Raw genomic sequence first — 19,805 nt, forward strand, 5'->3', positions numbered from 1 at the left:
CTGCTTTCAAATTGTTAGCAGACTCTTTTTCTATCACATAAGAAGGATTGAAAATTTCGAAGGAGGTACCCTTGTGGCCAAGGAGAAATTACAAGAGCGAGCACCACTTTGGAGAAATAGAATTGTTATTCAAGTTTTTTGGCAAGTAATTTTTCTTATAGCAGTTATATCGATTGCTGCCTTTTTTATAAACAACGCTGCCAATGGGTTAAACCGTATCGGAATCACGTTTGGGTTTTCATTTTTGAATTCAACAGCGAACTTTGCGATTGGTGATCATATTATTGATTACTCGCCTTCTGATACCTACGGACGGGCCCTATTGGTTGGTTTAGCTAACACGTTAAGGGTAGCTTTTGTTGGAATTATATTAACAACAATCGTTGGGGTGATTATTGGAATTTGTCGATTATCCTCTAACTGGTTAGTTAAGACATTATCAGCTACATATGTGGAAGTCTTTAGAAATACCCCAGTTTTAGTGCAAATCTTCTTTTGGTATTTTGCCTTCTTCTTAACGTTACCAAGGTTAGATGATACACAACCTGCTTTAGGAGTCTTTTATTTTTCAAATCGAGGTTTTGCATTTCCTTGGCTAGAATGGAATGGTTATACAATCTGGTTAATTGCTCTTATTGGAGGGCTAATCTTAGCGCTTGTGACAAGAACAGTCCTTTTAAAGAAACAAATTGAGACGGGTAATAGAAAATATCCACTTGTTAGTGGTATTTTGGTTTTTGTTGTAGTTTGCCTAGTTGCTTTTCTTGCATCTGGATTTTCCGGCCCTTGGACGATTACTGTTCCAGAAATAGTAGGTATGGGTTTCTCTGGTGGAAATCGCATTACTCCTGAATTTGCAGCGATTTTATGTGGACTTGTTTTTTATACGGCTTCATATATTGCAGAAATCGTTCGTGGAGGCATTGAATCCGTATCAAAAGGACAGATTGAAGCGGCAAAAGCACTTGGGCTCAACAGTGGTAAGGTTTTACGTTTTGTTACTTTCCCACAAGCGATTCGAACCATTATTCCACCTGTTACAAGTCAATATCTCGGATTAACGAAAAACTCAAGCTTAGGTGTGGCAGCGGGCTATTTTGAACTATATGCGATTGGTGGAACTGTTTATAATCAAACAGGTAAAGCGATCGAAGTCGTGATTATTTGGATGATTATTTATCTTTCATTAAGTTTACTAACGGCGTTGATTATGAATATTTACAATCACATGACGAGATTGGTAGAGAGGTGAGCCGATGGATTCGAATACAGAGCCTTCCACAAATTCAGTCGAAATGCCAAAGGAACAAATAAAAGCTTCTGTTTGGCTTAAAGAAAATTTATTTAGCAATTGGTTCAATAGTGTTTTGACTGTGCTATCAGTCATTCTAGTAATTTTTGTGTTAAACGGTACGTTAACGTGGGTATTTACCGAGGCTAACTGGTCCGTAATTAGTGAAAATTTCAAGTTATTTATTATAGGACAGTATCCACTTGCACAGTTATGGAGGCCGTGGTTAAGCTTAGTATTATTAATGTTTTTAATTGGTCTATCATTTGGTGTTTCAAGAAATAACATTTTAAAAATAATTTTTATCTTTATGAATGTCTATTTAGCGGTGCAACTCTTCTTTCCTTTTATCGCTTGGTCTTCAAAAGCTTGGATTGCTAGTGCGATTGCCATTGCCATTCTTGGCATGTTAGTTGGACGTAAATTCCCTAAATTAAAGAAGTACTCTATTGTCGGCTGGATCCTATTGTACCCGATATTCATTTTCCTCATGAATGGATTCGGAATTTTACCAACAGTTCGAACGAATGCGTGGGGTGGTTTAACTTTAAATATTATTATTGCTTCGACAGCCATTGTCGCTTCTTTCCCAATAGGAATTTTATTGGCCTTAGGAAGAAGAAGTAAGCTTCCAATTATTCGCCTATTTTGTATAACCTTTATTGAGACAATTAGGGGTGTGCCTTTAGTTGCGTTACTTGCTGTCGCGATGTTAATGTTTCCGTTATTTTTACCATCAGGTTTTCAGCTTGATTCATTAATCCGAATTATTATTGCGGTGACTTTATTTAATTCAGCTTATGTAGCAGAGAACATAAGAGGTGGATTGCAAGCAATTCCTCGAAGTCAGTACGAGGCAGCCGATGCACTCGGTTTAAATGCTTGGAAGCGAACAACATTTATCATTATGCCTCAAGCTTTAAGAATTACCGTACCGTCAATGGTTGGTCAATCTATTTCAATATTTAAAGATACGACTTTAGTATTTTTATTTAGTATTGTTGACCTCTTAGGAATCGGGCGAGCGGTTATGGCCAATCCGGCATTTTTAGGTACACAAAAAGAAATCTATCTTTTTGTAGGGTTGATGTTCTGGATTATTTGTTATTTTATGTCGATTGTAAGTAAACGAATTGAGAGAAACCTTAAAGTAAGTCATTAAAGGGAGGTTATGATTGTGAAAATTGCCGTAGATGATTTTGATCCTTCGATTCCCCTCCAGGAACGTGAAGACATTATCGTTTGTGAAGGGGTTAATAAGTGGTATAAAAGTAATAATCTTCATGTTTTAAAAGATGTCGATGTTTCGATTAAACGTGGGGAAATTGTTTGTATACTTGGGCCATCAGGCTCTGGTAAATCAACATTTATACGGACGATTAATGCGTTAGAGGAAATTCAAAAAGGATCGATCGTTGTTGATGGCATTCCATTAACCAATGATGTCGCTAAGCGAGATGCCATTCGTCAGGAGACAGGTATGGTGTTCCAATCGTTTAATTTGTTTCCTCATTTAACGATTTTAAAGAATATCACCTTATCACCGATCTGGGTACGTAAATGGCCGAAGAAAAAAGCGGAGGAAATAGCCTTAGGTTTGCTTGAACGCGTTGGTATCCCAGAGCAGGCAACTAAATATCCAGGTCAGCTATCAGGGGGACAGCAGCAACGTGTAGCCATTGCCCGTGCCCTAGCTATGCAGCCCAAAATTATGTTATTTGATGAACCTACATCAGCTCTTGACCCCGAGATGGTAAAAGAAGTATTAGATGTAATGAAAGAACTATGTAATACAGGAATGACGATGTTAGTTGTTACACACGAAATGGGCTTCGCCCGAGAAGTAGCTGACCGAATTATATTATTTGATGAAGGGGAAATCGTCGAAATGGGAACACCAACCGAACTCTTCGACAACCCGAAACATGAACGAACAAAACTCTTCCTTTCGAAGATTATCTAACTTTAAAAGGGCAATATGACGCTGTATTCCATCAGGATTAGTATCTAAAATCCAAGTGTTTGTGGACCGAATCGTCGAGTTAACTTGAGAGATGAGCACCATCCATGTAATTTTCATATAAAACCCGCATGGCGGAGCCAAAACGCTCCTCCAACCGATAAGGATAAAGTGGTTTTTGGCACTTCATTCCATTAGTTTTTTTCATTTTCATTTTAAATGAATGGTGTTTGATGGTTTTGTGAACTTGAGAAATAGCAGTAACCCAGCGGACGAAGACATGTGGAGACTCCTGCGGGACGTAGTGGCGGACTGAAATCCACTAGCGAAGCTAGTTAGTTCAGCGCCACCCAGCAGGATGCGGAGCATGATTTTCGGTAGCGGCAAGCAAAGCTCCGCATATGAGTATCAGCAGTAACTTTCATATAAAAATAAGCTAAAATCTACCAAATAAAAGTTCTGTGAGAAAAAAATCTCATAGAACTTTTGCTTTTCGCCTTTACTATTTATCAGAAAAAAAGAATAATAGTAGGTAAATGAAAATGTCTTTTCATTATAAAATAATAAAGGAGGTTTCAAGATGGCCGAGAAGTCAGCACGAGAAAGAATTATTGATACCGCATTAGCACTTTTTGAAAAACATGGTTATCATGGAGTGGGTATTAATAAAATCATAGAAGAAAGTGGCACTTCAAAAGGTGGCTTTTACCATAACTTTAAATCGAAGGATGAATTGCTTTACATCATTCACGATACATTTATTAGCTATGCCCTAAATACAATTCAAAATGCAGTAGAAGAAAACGCAACACCTACAGAACAGCTCGCAGAAATACTCAAAACATCTTCGGAGAATTTCACAAAATACAAACCACACCAAACTGTATTTTATCAGGACCACACGTATTTACCAGAAGCCTACTTTAATGCAATTAGTATTAAGCGTGATAAAGTAAGGGACTTAATTAATTCAGTTATTCAAGATGGTATGGAAAAAGGAGAATTTTTACCTAATTTACCTGTACCGATAATTGGGATGACTATATTTGGGATGGTGAATTGGACGTACAAATGGTACAAGCCGGAAGGGCCGTTCACAAATGAGGAAATTGTCACGATTTATGCAGATTTTACTTTAAATTCATTACTTACAGAAGAAGCAAAAAAGAACTATCAGTTCTCAGAGTTTTTCTTGAAGGAAACAGCTGCACCAAAAAAATAAGTGATTCTTTGTTGAAGATTATTATGTTTCTCCTCTATCCTTACTTAATTAAGGTGGGGAGATACGTAGGTGCACGATGAATAAAAAGAATAAAAGTATCTAATTTTCTAATAATTCATTCAAAATTATTGACTAATGTATGGGAATAATTTACGATGTAAGAAAGTAATATTTTCAACAGGATCCGTAGCAAATTTTTGTTAAGGACATTTTTTATACTACAACAAGACAGACTGGTCTGTTGAAAAATGTAGATTTTTGTCGAATATATAAAATTGTACGAATGCTTCTCGACAAATTCATCCAAAGGCAATGAAGTTGGTTGTAGCTATGAACAAGAAAAAAAGTAAACGCTTACTTTTACTTTTTTTAACTATTATGAATCATTCTAAGGAGGAAATACGATGAATATTTTTGTCATTATGAAAAGAACTTTTGATACAGAAGAGAAGATTGTGATTCAAAATGGAAAGATTGATGAAGAAAGTGCAGAGTTTATTATTAATCCTTATGATGATTATGCCATTGAAGAAGCGATTGTCTTACGTGATGAACATGGTGGTGAAGTCACAGTAGTGACAGTAGGAGAAGAAGAGGCGGAAAAACAATTGCGTACAGCCCTAGCAATGGGAGCGGATAAAGCCGTACTTTTAAATAGTGAAGACGTCGAAGAATATGACTCTTTCACAACAGCAGCAATGTTATCAAAATATTTAGAGGAACAAGAATATGACATCATTTTAGGAGGTAATGTAGCTGTTGATGGTGGCTCGGGTCAAGTAGGGCCGCGAGTAGCTGAAGCATTAGGTATTCCTCAAGTGACAACGATTACCGATATAAAAATAACAAATGGTGTTGCGACGATTGTCCGTGATGTTGAAGGTGATAAGGAAACAGTTGAAGTTTCACTCCCTGTACTTGTCACAGCTCAACAAGGCTTGAATGATCCACGCTATCCATCCTTACCTGGAATTATGAAAGCAAAGAAAAAACCTTTAGAAGTTTTAGATTTAGATGATATCGATTTAGAGGAAGAGGACGTAGAAGCCAAAACAGAAACACTTGAAATCTTCTTACCTGCTGATAAACAAGCAGGAAAACAACTCGAGGGAGAACCTGAAGAGCAAGTTAAAGAACTTGTAGCTCTCTTAAAATCAGAAGCCAAAGTAATCTAAAGCAAGCACAAGCCTTAAAGTAACTTTCATTATAAAACCCACGTGGTGGAGCCAAAACCAGCTCCGCCACCAACAAAAATGAAAGTAGGGTTTAGCTTTTAACTGGGAGCTTTTCGTTCACTTTGCCTTTGTATTTATTCATTTTAAAAGAATGGTGTTAGATTGATTTTTACTTGAGAATGAGCAGTATCCCAGCGGACGAAAACATGCGGAGACTCCCGCGGGACGTAGTGGCGGGCTGAAATCCACTGGCTAAGCCAGTTAGTTCAGCGCCACCCTGCAGGGCGCGAAGCATGATTTTCGGTAGCGGCCAGCAAAGCTCCGCACATGAGTATCCGTATCAACTTTCATATAAAAGTATTATTTACTATAGGAGGGTTTCCATTGACTAAAAAAGTATTAGTAGTGACAGAGGTTAAAGATCAAGAATTACGTCAAGTTTCTTTTGAAGCTTTAGCAGTAGGCCAGAAAATAGCAGATGGTGGAGAAGTAGTAGGAGTATTACTAGGAGAATCAATTGATAGTTTAACAGATTCACTTTTCCATTATGGGGCAGACCGTGTTGTGACAGTTAATGAGGCTAACTTAAAGAATTTTACAACGGATGCATATCAGCAGGCTGTTTTACAGGTTATTGACAAGGAGCAGCCAGAAGCTATTATTTTAGGTCATACATCGATCGGGAAGGATATTAGTCCAAGAATAGCGATGAAGCTTGAAGCGGGCCTTGTTTCTGATGTGACAGCAGTTGAAGAAGTTGATGGTGAGATTGTTTTTACAAGACCAATTTATTCTGGGAAAGCTTTTGAAAAGAAGAAAATTAATGATGGTATTGTGATGGCGACGATTCGTCCTAATAACATCGCCGCTTTACAAATAGACACTTCAAAGTCTGGTGAGGTAACCCCTGTTAATGTCGATATTAAAGACTTACGAACAACGATTAAAGACATTGTTCGTAAAACAACAGAGGGTGTTGATTTATCAGAGGCAAAGGTCATTGTTGCAGGTGGCCGTGGTGTTAAGAATAGCGAAGGATTTGAACCGTTAAAGGAATTAGCACAAGTATTAAATGGAGCAGTTGGTGCATCTCGTGGGGCTTGCGATGCCGAGTATTGTGATTACTCCTTACAGATTGGTCAAACAGGAAAAGTTGTTACCCCTGATTTATATATTGCTTGCGGTATCTCTGGAGCGATTCAGCACGTGGCTGGAATGTCCAATTCAAAAATAATTGTCGCGATTAATAAAGATTCAGAAGCACCTATCTTTGATATTGCTGATTACGGCATCGTAGGAGATTTATTTGATATTGTTCCGTTATTAACGGACGAATTAAAGAAAGTACTCAACGTATCAGAAAAAGTGTAATGACACTAATTTGACTATTTGACTAAGGGGAAGTGGTAAGGAATGTCGACCTTTTTAATCATCAATACGGTTTTCTTTGTCCTCATAACTGGATATGCCGTTTATTTATTTGCATCGCTTGTTAAAACTCGTTATGACTTTATTCAACTCGGAAAAAAAGCAGAGTTTGATCATTCGATGAAAGAACGCCTCCATCAAGTATGGGTGAATGTTTTCGGTCAGAAAAAGTTGATGAAGGATAAAAAGAGTGGGATCATTCATACCATGTTGTTTTATGGATTCCTCTTTGTGCAAGTTGGAGCAATAGATTTTATTTATAAAGGGCTGAATCCAGGGGCACATCTTCCCCTGGGGCCACTCTACCCAGCATTTGCTCTTTTTCAGGAATTTGTTGTAGTTGTCATCTTAATTGCAGTTGTCTGGGCTTTTCATCGGCGATATGTGGAGAAGCTTCCACGCTTAAAGCGAGGCTGGAAAGCAGGAATGGTGCTTATTTTTATTGGTGGGCTAATGACCTCGAAGTTAATAGGTAAAGGTATGGAAATGGTTTGGTTAGGTAAATCATTTACGGGGTTTGAGCCTGTGGCTTCTAGTATCGCAGCCGTTTTTGCTTGGTTACCAGGTGGTGCAGCGGTCGTACTATTTTATGTTTTTTGGTGGGCACATCTATTATTTTTATTAACGTTTTTGGTGTATGTCCCGCAATCTAAACATGCACACTTAATTGCTGGCCCAATTAATGTTTTCTTGGGAAGAACACATAAAGTCGGGCGCCTAGCCCCCATTAATTTTGAAGATGAGGACCAAGAGGTGTTTGGTAAGAATAAAATTGAAGATTTTAATCAAAAACAGCTCCTTGATCTTTATGCCTGTGTAGAATGTGGTCGGTGTACGAATGTATGCCCGGCAACAGGTACAGGGAAAATCCTTTCACCGATGCATTTGATTACACATATGCGTGATCACTTGACCGAAAAAGGAGCAGCTGTCACTCAAAAGTCACCTTGGCTACCTTCGTTTTTATTCAACCAATCTAAAGCAAATCAGTTAGCTATGGCTTCTGGTGGTGCTGATGAAGTAGCGGCAGCTTATGGAGTGAACTTAATAGGTGATGTCATTACAGAGGAAGAGATTTGGGCCTGTACAACCTGTCGTAACTGTGAGGACCAATGTCCCGTGATGAACGAACATGTTGATAAAATTATTGATATGAGACGATATTTAGTTTTAACGGAAGGGAAAGTCGATCCAGATGCTCAAAGAGCCATGACTAATATCGAACGACAAGGTAACCCTTGGGGAATTAGTAGAAAAGACCGTGAGAAGTGGGTCGATGATCGAGATGATTTATACATTCCAACCGTTAAACAAATGAAGAAAAAAGATGAGGAATTTGAGTATTTATTCTTTGTAGGTTCTATGGGCTCTTATGATAATCGTAGTAAAAAGATAGCCCATTCATTTGTAAAGGTTTTAAATGAGGCAGGAGTGAAATTCGCGATACTTGGTAATAAAGAGAAGAATTCGGGCGATACACCGAGACGAATAGGAAACGAATTTTTATATCAAGAATTAGCGGTTGCCAATATTGAAACTTTTCAAAAAAATGACGTCAAAAAGATTGTGACAATTGACCCGCACGCTTACAACACGTTTAAAAATGAATATCCGGAGTTTGGTCTAGAGGGTGTCGAGGTGTATCATCATACAGAACTCATTCACAAGTTGATCCAAGAAGGAAAGATTGTACCTAAACATGAAGTAAATGAAACGGTTGTTTACCATGACTCCTGTTATTTAGGCAGGTACAATGAAATCTACGAACCACCACGTGAAATTCTTAAAGCGATTCCAGGCGTTAAAGTTGTTGAGATGAAACGTAATCGAGAAAATGGAATGTGCTGTGGTGCTGGTGGAGGATTGATGTGGATGGAAGAAAACGTTGGAAAACGTGTGAACGTCGAGAGGACGGAGCAAGCCTTAGCTGTGGCTCCAAGTGTAATAAGTAGTGGCTGTCCTTATTGCTTAACGATGCTAAGTGATGGTGTGAAAGCAGTTGAGGAAGAGAACGTGAAAACACTTGATATTGTTGAGATTGTTGAACGATCGCTAGTTGGGTAGTGCAACATAAAATGAGCTCTCATTCTAATCCAGAATGGGAGCTTGATTTTTTCCTTTATGATTTAATTCGTTTGCCTAATATGATTAAGTCTCTCTCAATACCATCAAGTTCCGCAATCCCCGGGAACGTTCCCCACTCAGAGAAACCAAAACTTTTAAAAAGAGCCAAGCTTGGTTGATTGTGACCAAAGATAAAACCTAATATTGTAACAATCCCTAGTTGTGGTGCTGTATGGATTGCATAGTGTAAAGCGGCCTTTCCTAAACCTTGACCACGATAAATAGGATCAAGATATATACTAACCTCAGCCGTTTTTTGATATGCGGGTCTTCCGTAAAAGGATTGAAAACTAATCCAACCACAAACTTGCTCTTCTTGTTTTATGACCCATAATGGTCTCGTTTCTTGATTATGTTCTTGGAACCAACCGACCTTACTCTCAACACTGACTGGCTCTATGTCAGCCGTAACCATCCTATTTGCAATGGTTGTATTGTATATTCGGACAATTTCTGGTAGGTCTTCTATTGATGCATGAATAAATTGAAAGGGTAGCTGCATGTTCTTGCTCCTTGAGAAAGTTTTCTTATTATTTTAGCAGATATAAAGCTATTGTGTTTTATAAATTTTTGCAGAGCACTATTGCAGGGAAGGAACACCCTCGGGCTTTTGTTGCAGTTCTAGTAGCTGGCTTTTGATGGAGTCAGTTAAAGGCATTGCTTTCTTTTCCTTGAAATTATAGTGAACCATCACGACTTTACCACGTGCCGCCCATCTACCGTTCTCATCCAAAATAGCATGTTCAATATCAAAACTTGAACGACCTAAGCGGCTAATCCAAGAATAAACGGTAATGGTTTGCCCGTAATTAATTTCATGAATATAGTCACATTTAACAGAAGCGACTATGAGGTTCCACTTGCTTATATCGAGGGTTGGATTAAAAATTTTAAAAAGGCCTAAACGTCCGGTTTCAAAATAAGTTAAATACATCGCGTTATTCACATGACCTAACATATCACAATCATTAAACCTAACTGGGATTTCAACTTTATTCATACATAACAACTCCTATACCATTTTGAGTCAGACTATTCTGTCTATAAGTAGTTTAACAGATTGATAGTAGGAAGCATAGAGGTGAGTGTATCATAAGCAGAGAAATTGGAATAGTTGATACCGTATGGAGAAAAGGAAAGTTTATTACGAATGGCAAAGTCCAACTCACTGAGCCACCAACAAACACGAAGGTTGGATATTGCCTTTAGCTTGGTGGCTCTTCATTCACTTTATTATTGTTGTTATTTCTTTTTAATGAATGCAATTTGTCCATAAGAATGAGCAGTCACCAAGCGGACGCAAATATGCGGAGACTACCGTGGGACGTAGTGGCGACTTTTTATACATATGGCCCGTTTACAACTCGATCACCATCAGGAGTCGGACTGAACAAACAGCTAGCACTGTCCTACTAAGGTCATTTATCGAGAGATGGATGAAGAGCTTACTTCACGGCACAACCTATCGCCCATAAGTAACTTTCATATAATACCCTACTTTATATACCTCTCAATTAAAGGCCGTGCAAATAAAGCCAAACGTAGCTTTAACGTTTCATCAGGGTTCTTTAAGCTGTTACCAAGTAATTCCTCACACTTCTTAATACGATAAATAACCGTATTTCGATGAACAAACAAACTTTTCGCCGTCTCAGAAATTTGACAATGATGGTTTAAATAAGTCATCAATGTTATCATCAAATCTTCCTTCTCCTTATCATTAGGTTTTGCCAACTCACGCAAGGATGATAAATAAAAGGTCTTTAGTTTTTTTAAAGGAATTGCCTTAATAATTTCGCTCAACTCCTGTGTATGATATTTTCTGATCATGGTCTTTGAATTCTCGTGGAAATCAGATTCAAGAGCATCGATCGATTCTTGAAAAGCAATAGGAACTTCTAATAAATCTTCGTGTATAGTACTAATTCCTACAGAAAGCAAAGTATCAAATAGTTGAAAGATATCTGTATGGAGAACCTGCAAAATTTCCATGAGATTCTTTTCAAATGACGGTTCATTTTTGTCAAAGTCAATGAATGTAATGAAAAGCTCTTCTTTTTTAAAGGAACTAACATCATGATAGTGTTCATTGATACGTTTCTCTATTAATTCGATGGAACGTTCACGTAAAATCACTTCTTTTCTATTGAGGTTTAAGGGGTGAGCACTATTCTCAAAATCAATTTGATATACAATACATATAAAATTTTGAAAGGAAACTATATTATAAGGGCTTCCACGGTGTTGAATTTCTTCGTGTGTTTGTAACGTTCCGTTTATTAAGTCAGTGAAAAATTCATCTTTTTCTTGTTGCACTTGTTTTTCAATGGCTTGTCGTTTCATTAATTCAAAAGAAAGCACATTAGCAGAATGTTCAATGGTTAGAAATGTCGCCGCAGGTAAAGGGTCTGGTGCTCCAAGTAGAACAAGGTAACCAAGTGGTTTCTTGGAGGCCAGGATAGGAAAAATGTAAAAATGCCCATATACATGCTTATTTTCATCATAAGGTAATTCTAGGTATTGGGGTTGCTCATATTCAACTTCATAAATAAGTTCATAAAGGTATTGATAAACATCAAAAAATAAATGTTCATTAGCTAATGGAGAGGCACTAATAATATTCAATCTTTCATTTAATAATACAATCGGGAGAGCGGTTAATTGGGTTAATCGGTCAATGAGAATATGGAAGCCGCCACCTGAAGAGATTAATTGAGTAAATTCTTGATGAATAAAGTAGGCTGATTGAAGCTCTGTAGTCTGTTCTTTTAAAATAAATCCTAAAGCCTCACTCAACATTTCTTCTATAGAGTAATGTAAAGGTAATTCAAGGATTGGGAAATTTGACTGGTTAGCAAATTGAATAATCTCAGTTGGAATTTGCTGCATGTTTTTGGATACTTTAAAACCAATGCCTGCACTATTTTTTTCTACCAGATGTTTGACAAGTTGAAACAAGTTCTCTTTGGAATGCGAGGAATATAGGGTTGTTAATAACAGTTGCTCTTTATTTATAAATGGAGGGGTTTCCTGTATATCGGTTAGATGAACGAATTGAATAGATTGATGAAGGCCATTTTTCCCAGCAAGAACCTTGACTTGTTGAAATGTATGAAGCTCTAATATATGTGCAAGAGTAATCATCTAGCATCACCTCATTTTTAGGTCCATTCGTTTCTTTAAATGTACATAATTAATAGGAATTCTAATAGCGTTTTGCCAAGTAATCTAACAAAAAAGTTTCGTCAAATGTATAAAATAGACAAGCCATTCCTAATCAAGCGTTTTTCATTCAACTCATCATAGATAAAATGGCAGGCAAAATACTCACTATTTCATTGGTTTTCCATTGACAATATGCCCAATTCACGTTTAGTTTAAGAATAGTAGAGGAAAATAAAGGTAACCATTAACAATTAAAATTAAAAAACAAACTAGTTATAGTAAAGTCGATTCACTTCCCCACCAAAAGGATGAAAGTATGGTTTGTTCTTTTACTGGTGGCTCATCCTTCACATTCATTTTAGTTATTTGTTGTAAGAGTGAAATCTGTCCTTAAGTGCTAGAACATACCCAGTGGAGCATGATTTTCGGTAGCGGTGATTAATCCTCCGCACATGAGATTTAGACATACAAAAGAAAGAAGGAATAAAATGACAGAAACAATCCGATTAACCAACGTAGATAAACGATTTCGAGCAAAGCATGCTGTAAAGGATGTAAGCTTATCCGTAAAAAAAGGCGAATTATTTTGCTTCCTCGGTCCAAACGGATCAGGGAAAACGACGACGATTAAGATGATGACTGGTTTATTAGAACCAACAGATGGAGCCATCGAACTTGTCGGCATTGATGTATTAAAAGAACCATTAAAAGCCAAAAAGCAAATAGCCTATGTACCTGACCAGCCTTTAGTTTATGCAAAACTAACAGGACGAGAATATCTAGAATTTATTGCAAGTGTTTATGGTGTGGAACAAGAAGTATTTGAAACGAGAATGAAAAAATATACGGAGCTATTTTCATTAACAGGCAGACTTGATGAATACGCAGGTGAATACTCGCACGGAATGAAACAAAAACTCTCGCTCTGTGCAGCACTTATCCATATGCCAGATATTCTATTTTTAGATGAACCGACTGTTGGACTTGATCCAAAAAGTGCCCGAACAATGAAGAATTTATTAAGGCAGTTATGTGATGAAGGTATGACGATTTTTATGTCGACACATATATTAGAAATCGCAGAACAGATGTGTGATCGTGTTGGGATTATTAAAGATGGAGAATTGATAACCGTGGCCACAATGGAGGAATTAAAAAGAGAAAGTGGTGGAGATTCTACGCTAGAGGACATTTTCTTAGATCTAACTGGCGATGAGGAAGCACAGCTTCTAGCTTCTAGTATGAAGGAGGAGCAATAGTATGCAACGCCTTATAAAGATATTTGCCAAAAATGATTACAGAAGTTTATCAGCAAAGCCATCGACAATTATTGGATATGTTGCCCTTGGCTTTGTTGTGCTATTTTTCCTTTTCTTTTTTGGTGCATTTTTATCAACATTAGGTGCCATTCTTCCCGAGGAACACCAAATCATTGTTGTTAATTATAGTTTGTTTCTTTTTGCCCTAGCTTTATTAGTTTTTACGATTCCACTTGTATTTAATCGTTTATTTAGTGAAAGTGATTTAGAGTTGCTATTTACACTACCTTTAAAGATAAGACAAATTTTCTGGGCAAAATTTGTTTATAATTTATTAGGTGTGCCTCTCTTACTTTTAGTTGTTGCGATTATTTGTATGTTTATTTTCGGAGCTGGTGCAGGTGCTCCAGTTATGTATTATGTCATTGGAACTGTCGTACTTATCTTTATTACGTTTATTGCAATATGCCTTGCCTATTTAATTAATTTAATTTTAATAAAAATAATCCCACCGAACAAAGCTAGAGAGCTTTTAACAGCTGTATCAGCTATGTCAGGAATTATCTTTTATTTAGGGTTCCAGCTTTTTAATATGAATGTTGTGATGAAAGATGAAGAAATTAATTTTTCCAGCTTGCCCACTATACCCGAGTGGTTGCCTACTCATTGGGGAGCCGTTTTCATTGATGATGCCATGCAAGGTCAATGGAGTGGCAGCACGTTTCTCTTTGGATTAGGCTTAATGCTCATAACCGTTGCATTAGTTGTTATCACGTCAATAATCGTAGAAAAGGCCTTATTAAAAGGTTGGGTAAATATAAGTGAGTCACGAAGTAAGAAAAAGAAGCAAAGAAAGAAAGGGCAAGCCGAGCTGAAAGGTGTCATTCGGATGGTCAGTCGAAAAGAATGGCTGATGATTAAGCGTGATATTCGTGAATGGACGACAGTGCTGCCAATGGTCTTTATTCTCATTTTACCATTCGCAAATTTTAGTGGACTTGAAGGGGGATTTGCTGAGCTAAGGGATGCTCCCCATATATCATGGCCAACGATGCAAATGAGCTTTAGTTTTCTGGCGGTGCTTGCTGCAGGGATTTTCACCGCGGGTTCAATTGGTCGTGAGGAAAGATTAATTGATTTATTAAAAGTATTGCCACTATCAGGCTGGCAAATTAGTTTAGGAAAGTTTCAAGCGAATGCGTTTATCATGATCATATCAATGGCGGGTCTTCAAATTATTGCAGCAATTATTCTCCAATGGACGATATGGAGTACAATTTTAGGCATTATCGCAATTTCAGGAATAATGCTAGGTAGTGTGAGTATTGGGTTATTTATCGGCTGTATTGGCAGTAAGTATAATGAGAAAAATCCGCAAAATCGTGTCGATACAGGGAGTTCTATTTTAATGATGATGCTATTTTTTGCTTATTTATTCATCATGGCTATTCCTACAGCCGTTACGTTTTTTCCAGGATCCTACGCACAAGCTATCATTGATTCCAACGCAGAGGGTCAAATACTGCCAACATTTATTGTTAACATGTTAGATGCTGGTACGGCTAGTAGTTTGATTGCTTTTATCGTGTATCTATTAATAATTGGTGGCATCACGTCAATATGTTTATCCGTATCTGCTAAAAAGATCAATCAAGGAATAGACATTCAATTTGAAAAATAAAAGAAAAAACCGTTCTTATTGAGCGGTTTTTTCTATGCTTAGCGATTTGGTGAAGTGCTTAAGAATCGATTGACTGTGAGGAATTTGAGTGTTGCTGTTTTTTTGTAGCTGGACGGAAGAATAAACGAGATTGATTTAAATGTTCAGTCAGAGCTTGTAAAATTTCCGTGTTAATTAAAGTAATACGGTTCGCTTTCGCTAATTTTTTTGTCGAGAGCGAAAATCCCTCTATACTAACTAGAACGCTGTTGGTCAAGTTTTTATTTTGATTAAAATTTATCAACTGTTGGATGGTTGGACTTGTCACTTCTGAATGATGAATAAAAACCGAGGTTTTCTTTTTCCTTTTCATTAATATGAAAGCAGCAATACCTTGGTTTTCCTCAACTTGATAGCCTTGTCTACGAAACACCTCTTTTAATAGCTGGTGTAGTTGAACGTTCGTTAGTTGTATTAAAGGTATTGCGGTCAGGCGTCGCCATTCATTCTCTCGGCTGCTCCATTTAATCCATTGCCAAACAAGTGTAAAGAAAAGTAGGGAACTAACTATATAGATAAAGACCGTCATATCATAATGAAAAAGTTGAATGAGTACATAACTTAGTATAAATAATAGTAATGGAATAAGGTTTTTATTAATTGGTGGCATACTAGTCCCTCCTTTTATCCAGCATATTCTATATTATTAGGTTGACAAAAATGAGGGATTTTATACATGAGCAGTAAAGGTTCAGTGTTAGGATGTGAGGAAGTTAGAGTTTTGTCGGGGGAAGGAGATGACGACAACAAAAGGAAGGCGAGAGCTAGGTTATGTTTTCGTGAAAGAGGGATGACGACAACAAAAGGAAGGTGAGAGCTAGGTTATCTTGTCGTAAAAGCGAGATGGCGACAATAATCCAAGGGAGGGTTGGGACTTTTTTTAGCAACTAAGTAATAACTCGTTCAAAGAGCCACATGTCAAAGTTACCTTCTCCTACATAGCCTTTTTCTGCATGTTTAAGTAAATCTGCCTCACTTTGTTGCATAGAATAATGTCGTTGTGTGAGTAATTTACCTATTTGTAATTCTAGAGGGGGCGGTACGTGCTCTTTTCATTGCTTCAACTCCTTTATATTCATAGTATAATTGAAAGTAAAACGTACATAATCTAGTGCGGCAATGAACATGTTAAAGCTTGATTTTCCATCTCTTAAAAGAAATTGGTAAAAAAAGATCGTCATCTCACATGATAGTGTTAAAATGGTAGATTGAAGAATGTATTAGTAAAGGAAGGTAATATTTTGACGGGAAAAACACATATTATGGGGGGAATCGCAGCATCAGCTACTGTCGCATATTTTACGAATTATGATCCGTTAGCGATGATGGTTTCGGGGGCAGTTGGTGGTTTATTGCCTGATATATGTCATGGTGGTAGCAAAATGGGTAGGAGGTTCCCGGTTACATCACGAATCGTCAATACTCTTTTTGGTCATCGTACTTTTACTCACAGCTTATTATTTTTGGCGATTATTGGATTTATACTTAATCAATTTATGCCGGTTGAGGCGATTACGGTTGGTGTATTAACGGGAATGACGAGTCATATTTTATTAGATTCTTTCACTCGGAATGGTGTTCGTTTATTTTATCCATTCCCATTGACGTTTCGTTTCCCCGTGACGATTAGGACCGGAAGTCTTGTTGAAAATATTGTGGTTACAGGTTTTACGATTGTGGTTATTTATTTTACGATCACCTTTATTTGGGTGTATTAACAAATGGGAAGGCTCCATCTTGAGTCTTCTTTTTTAGTGGATGATAATTATTTGTGCACTTAATTGAGGAGGTTTTGACATCAATTGTGAATGAGTAGTGCTTGACTTGAAAAGTAGAAGTTCTTTGAGTTCAATACCCTTCAGAAAATTCGTTCATTACTAGGACGTCTCCTGAAAAATCATGTACAATGAAAACATAGATTGAAGGTTAAGGGATTGTGATGAAGTGACGGTACTAAATACGTTAAGAAGAATATCAATGACATTAAATCAAGGTGAAAACCTTGAAGACATGTTACAAGCTGTCCTTGAAACATTATTAGAAACAACAGGTATCGAAAGCGGTTGGATCTTTTTAATTGACGAAGTTGGACAACATCGTTTAGTTGCTGCGTCGGGTTTACCAGAAGGATTAAAGTATCAGGATTGCCTCCCGCTTAAACAAGGTGGTTGCTGGTGTATGAATAAATATAAAAATAATGAGTTACCTCATGCTGTTAATATTATGAATTGTAAAAGGCTTGAGCAAGCCAATTTATATAATTGGGGTGGCACTGATAATTTAGAGCGACATGCAACGATTCCGATTCGAGCTGGAATAGAAGGCTTAGGAATTATGAATGTCGCGTCGGCACATATCGATGAATTTGATGAAACTGAGCTTGAGTTATTAGAGACGGTTGCTTATCAAATGGGTGCGGCAGTGAAGAGATTTCAGCTATTTTTGCAAGAACAGGAACGAACCATGTTGTTATCAAAGCTTGGCAGTTATCTTGCCCTGCAAACAGAGTGGAGTAATGAGCAGGAATTTCTAGTGCATACAAGTGAAACGTTAATGAAGTTGTTTCATTGGAGTGGTTTACAAGTTCAAGCACAAGAAAGTGTATACAATTTTGGGCAAAGGAACCGTCAGCAAAGAAAGATAAAGGTCGGCTTTAAAGATTCAGACCTACAATTAGTTGTTTTTTCAGATTCTTTCTCGCAGGGCAGTACGATGGTTCTTCAAGAGATTGCTACCCACCTCTCCCTCCAACTTGAAAAAATTGAAATTGAACGAAGGAAACAAAACATTGTACGCACAGAGGAACGTAATCGTCTGGCCCGCGACCTACATGATTCGGTGAATCAACTATTGTTTTCCCTCATTTTACATGCAAAGGGTTTGGAAAAGAGAGTAAAGGATGAACACATAAACGCTTCTATTCAATCGATTCATAGCTTAGGTACGGAAGCTTTGAAGGAGCTGAAACAATTAATCTATCAGCTGAGGCCAGAAGGTTTAGAGTTTGGGCTTGTAGCAGCCATTCAAAAATACGGGCAGCTACTGGGGCTGGTGGTTCATATTGAAGCAAAGGGCTTAAAAGGGTTAACTGATGAGCAGGAACTGTGTTTGTGGCGAGTGATTCAAGAGGCTATGAATAATACAAAAAAACATAGTGGTGTCACTGAATTATTTGTTACTTTTCAATTCTCCTCTGAATGTGTTCAAGTTCTGATTAAGGACCATGGTGTAGGTTTTAAACCAGAAAAGTCGACTACGGGTATCGGTCTTAAAACAATGGCAGAACGAATCAAGGAAGTCAGTGGAACGGTACAAGTACATTCAAACGCTGGAAATGGGACTTCGATTGTAATTGAAGTTCCTACAACATGAAAAAGAGGCGATAACATGGGGATAAAACTTTTAATTGTAGATGATCATACAGTCGTGCGGAAGGGTTTGATTTTTTTCCTGGAAACGATGGATCAATTTGAAGTTGTCGGTGATGCTGAAAATGGAGATGAGGCAATAAAATTAGTTGGAAAGCTAAAGCCGGATGTAGTTCTTATGGATGTGATGATGCCTGTTATGGACGGTATTGAAGCGACGGAACACATAGTTGCTCAATTTCCTAATGTGAAAGTATTAGTCCTCAGTAGCTTCTCTGAACAAGACCATGTGATTCCAGCATTAAAGGCTGGAGCTAGTGGTTATCAATTAAAGGATATTGAACCAGAACAGCTAGCTGAAACGATACAAGCAGTTTATCAGGGAGAGCATAAACTGCATGATAAAGTAACAAAATTTGTTCTGACACGGATCGCTCAGCCACAATCCGAAGATGAAAGGCGAGTAGCTTCTCTAACAAAACGTGAGATAGACGTATTACAGGAGATTGCGACGGGGAAAAGTAATAAAGAGATTGGTATAAGTTTGGCGATTACTGAAAAAACGGTTAAAACACATATATCAAATATTTTTCAAAAAATTGATGTGCAAGACCGAACACAAGCCGCTCTATTTGCTATAAAAAATAAGGTTGTTCAGTTTTAGAGACAAAGAGTTATGTCTAAAATAAAACCCTAATTTCATATGAGATTAGGGTTTTTCCTCCGTACTGATAAGCTCGATGATTTCCTTTTCAACCCCTTCGTAATAGGCAATCTTCCAGCCGTTGCTAAGTTGAAAAGGTCCTTCTATCGGATATAAGCCAGCTTGCTTTAGTAGATTCATTTGACCAACTAAAGAGGGGACTTCAATAGCGAAGTGAATAGGCTGATGCCTTGCTATTTGTTTTTCGGTGGAACCTTTAATATAAGAGAGTTCTAAAAGAAAGGAACCAATTTTTAAAAAGATGATCTCTTCGTTATTAATAAAAAAATGATTAATGATTTGGGCCTGAAAATATCTTTGATAGAAATGTGTACTTCTTGATAAATCCGTAACTTCGATACCAATATGATGTACGTTCATTTACTTCCC

17 protein-coding genes are annotated in these 19,805 nt (G+C 37.4%); 12 read left to right on the top strand and 5 right to left on the bottom strand.

Annotation, left to right across the window (positions count from 1 at the left end; genetic code table 11):
- Positions 1–73 precede the first annotated feature (73 nt).
- The 7 genes from PQ479_RS15810 (at position 74) to PQ479_RS15840 (ending at position 9,140) form a co-directional block, all read left to right on the top strand.
- Positions 74–1,252, top strand: a complete 1,179-nt coding sequence (locus PQ479_RS15810) for an amino acid ABC transporter permease (protein ID WP_047987460.1) — start codon at positions 74–76, stop codon at positions 1,250–1,252.
- Positions 1,253–1,256: 4 nt separating this feature from the next.
- A complete protein-coding gene (locus tag PQ479_RS15815; RefSeq protein ID WP_047987461.1) occupies positions 1,257–2,453 on the top strand; it encodes an amino acid ABC transporter permease in 1,197 nt (398 codons plus the stop codon).
- A gap of 72 nt (positions 2,454–2,525) precedes the next feature.
- Positions 2,526–3,254, top strand: coding sequence for an amino acid ABC transporter ATP-binding protein (locus PQ479_RS15820; protein WP_273717091.1), 729 nt, complete (start codon positions 2,526–2,528; stop codon positions 3,252–3,254).
- Between the two features lie 577 nt (positions 3,255–3,831).
- Positions 3,832–4,473, top strand: a complete 642-nt coding sequence (locus PQ479_RS15825; RefSeq protein WP_047987463.1) for a TetR/AcrR family transcriptional regulator — start codon at positions 3,832–3,834, stop codon at positions 4,471–4,473.
- A 404-nt stretch (positions 4,474–4,877) separates the two neighbouring features.
- Positions 4,878–5,648, top strand: a complete 771-nt coding sequence (locus PQ479_RS15830; RefSeq protein ID WP_047987464.1) for an electron transfer flavoprotein subunit beta/FixA family protein — start codon at positions 4,878–4,880, stop codon at positions 5,646–5,648.
- A 384-nt stretch (positions 5,649–6,032) separates the two neighbouring features.
- On the top strand, positions 6,033–7,019 hold the full coding sequence (locus PQ479_RS15835; protein WP_047987465.1) for an electron transfer flavoprotein subunit alpha/FixB family protein: 987 nt from the start codon (positions 6,033–6,035) through the stop codon (positions 7,017–7,019).
- Positions 7,020–7,061: 42 nt separating this feature from the next.
- A complete protein-coding gene (locus PQ479_RS15840; RefSeq protein ID WP_047987466.1) occupies positions 7,062–9,140 on the top strand; it encodes a (Fe-S)-binding protein in 2,079 nt (692 codons plus the stop codon).
- A gap of 55 nt (positions 9,141–9,195) precedes the next feature.
- Here PQ479_RS15840 and PQ479_RS15845 read toward each other — a convergent pair whose 3' ends face one another.
- From PQ479_RS15845 to PQ479_RS15855, 3 genes are all read right to left on the bottom strand, one after another.
- Positions 9,196–9,702, bottom strand: a complete 507-nt coding sequence (locus tag PQ479_RS15845; RefSeq protein WP_047987467.1) for a GNAT family N-acetyltransferase — start codon at positions 9,700–9,702, stop codon at positions 9,196–9,198.
- A gap of 78 nt (positions 9,703–9,780) precedes the next feature.
- Entirely contained in the window at positions 9,781–10,200 is a 420-nt protein-coding gene (locus PQ479_RS15850) for an acyl-CoA thioesterase (protein ID WP_047987468.1), read from the bottom strand.
- Between the two features lie 494 nt (positions 10,201–10,694).
- Positions 10,695–12,344 (bottom strand): PucR family transcriptional regulator, encoded by a 1,650-nt coding sequence (locus PQ479_RS15855; protein ID WP_273717086.1) that lies wholly within the window; start codon positions 12,342–12,344, stop codon positions 10,695–10,697.
- A gap of 509 nt (positions 12,345–12,853) precedes the next feature.
- On the opposite strand from PQ479_RS15855, the gene PQ479_RS15860 reads away from it, so the two are divergent.
- Both PQ479_RS15860 and PQ479_RS15865 read left to right on the top strand, forming a co-directional pair.
- Positions 12,854–13,624, top strand: coding sequence for an ABC transporter ATP-binding protein (locus PQ479_RS15860; RefSeq protein WP_047987469.1), 771 nt, complete (start codon positions 12,854–12,856; stop codon positions 13,622–13,624).
- 1 nt (position 13,625) lies between these two features.
- Entirely contained in the window at positions 13,626–15,305 is a 1,680-nt protein-coding gene (locus PQ479_RS15865) for a putative ABC transporter permease subunit (protein ID WP_047987470.1), read from the top strand.
- A gap of 58 nt (positions 15,306–15,363) precedes the next feature.
- Here PQ479_RS15865 and PQ479_RS15870 read toward each other — a convergent pair whose 3' ends face one another.
- Positions 15,364–15,954, bottom strand: coding sequence for a restriction endonuclease (locus PQ479_RS15870; protein WP_047987471.1), 591 nt, complete (start codon positions 15,952–15,954; stop codon positions 15,364–15,366).
- Positions 15,955–16,585: 631 nt separating this feature from the next.
- Here PQ479_RS15870 and PQ479_RS15875 point away from each other — a divergent pair.
- From PQ479_RS15875 to PQ479_RS15885, 3 genes are all read left to right on the top strand, one after another.
- Positions 16,586–17,062, top strand: a complete 477-nt coding sequence (locus PQ479_RS15875) for a metal-dependent hydrolase (RefSeq protein ID WP_047987472.1) — start codon at positions 16,586–16,588, stop codon at positions 17,060–17,062.
- 259 nt (positions 17,063–17,321) lie between these two features.
- The gene (locus tag PQ479_RS15880; RefSeq protein WP_053070306.1) at positions 17,322–18,716 is read left to right on the top strand and encodes a GAF domain-containing sensor histidine kinase; all 1,395 of its coding nucleotides are present in this window, start codon (positions 17,322–17,324) and stop codon (positions 18,714–18,716) included.
- A 15-nt stretch (positions 18,717–18,731) separates the two neighbouring features.
- Positions 18,732–19,376 (top strand): response regulator, encoded by a 645-nt coding sequence (locus tag PQ479_RS15885; RefSeq protein ID WP_047987473.1) that lies wholly within the window; start codon positions 18,732–18,734, stop codon positions 19,374–19,376.
- Positions 19,377–19,421: 45 nt separating this feature from the next.
- On the opposite strand, the gene PQ479_RS15890 is transcribed toward PQ479_RS15885, so the two are convergent.
- A complete protein-coding gene (locus PQ479_RS15890; RefSeq protein WP_047987474.1) occupies positions 19,422–19,796 on the bottom strand; it encodes a VOC family protein in 375 nt (124 codons plus the stop codon).
- Positions 19,797–19,805: the final 9 nt, after the last annotated feature.

Origin of the sequence: Alkalihalobacillus pseudalcaliphilus, assembly GCF_028610675.1 — a bacterium.
In the GTDB taxonomy this organism is placed as follows: Bacteria; Bacillota; Bacilli; order Bacillales; family Bacillaceae_D; genus Alkalihalobacillus; species Alkalihalobacillus pseudalcaliphilus.

Coding starts and splice junctions, on each gene's coding strand:
- PQ479_RS15815 (WP_047987461.1), top strand. CDS start 1,257: ATGGATTCGAATACAGAGCCTTCCACAAATTCAGTCGAAATGCCAAAG.
- PQ479_RS15825 (WP_047987463.1), top strand. CDS start 3,832: ATGGCCGAGAAGTCAGCACGAGAAAGAATTATTGATACCGCATTAGCA.
- PQ479_RS15830 (WP_047987464.1), top strand. CDS start 4,878: ATGAATATTTTTGTCATTATGAAAAGAACTTTTGATACAGAAGAGAAG.
- PQ479_RS15840 (WP_047987466.1), top strand. CDS start 7,062: ATGTCGACCTTTTTAATCATCAATACGGTTTTCTTTGTCCTCATAACT.
- PQ479_RS15845 (WP_047987467.1), bottom strand. CDS start 9,702: ATGCAGCTACCCTTTCAATTTATTCATGCATCAATAGAAGACCTACCA.
- PQ479_RS15850 (WP_047987468.1), bottom strand. CDS start 10,200: ATGAATAAAGTTGAAATCCCAGTTAGGTTTAATGATTGTGATATGTTA.
- PQ479_RS15855 (WP_273717086.1), bottom strand. CDS start 12,344: ATGATTACTCTTGCACATATATTAGAGCTTCATACATTTCAACAAGTC.
- PQ479_RS15860 (WP_047987469.1), top strand. CDS start 12,854: ATGACAGAAACAATCCGATTAACCAACGTAGATAAACGATTTCGAGCA.
- PQ479_RS15865 (WP_047987470.1), top strand. CDS start 13,626: ATGCAACGCCTTATAAAGATATTTGCCAAAAATGATTACAGAAGTTTA.
- PQ479_RS15870 (WP_047987471.1), bottom strand. CDS start 15,954: ATGCCACCAATTAATAAAAACCTTATTCCATTACTATTATTTATACTA.
- PQ479_RS15880 (WP_053070306.1), top strand. CDS start 17,322: ATGACATTAAATCAAGGTGAAAACCTTGAAGACATGTTACAAGCTGTC.
- PQ479_RS15885 (WP_047987473.1), top strand. CDS start 18,732: ATGGGGATAAAACTTTTAATTGTAGATGATCATACAGTCGTGCGGAAG.
- PQ479_RS15890 (WP_047987474.1), bottom strand. CDS start 19,796: ATGAACGTACATCATATTGGTATCGAAGTTACGGATTTATCAAGAAGT.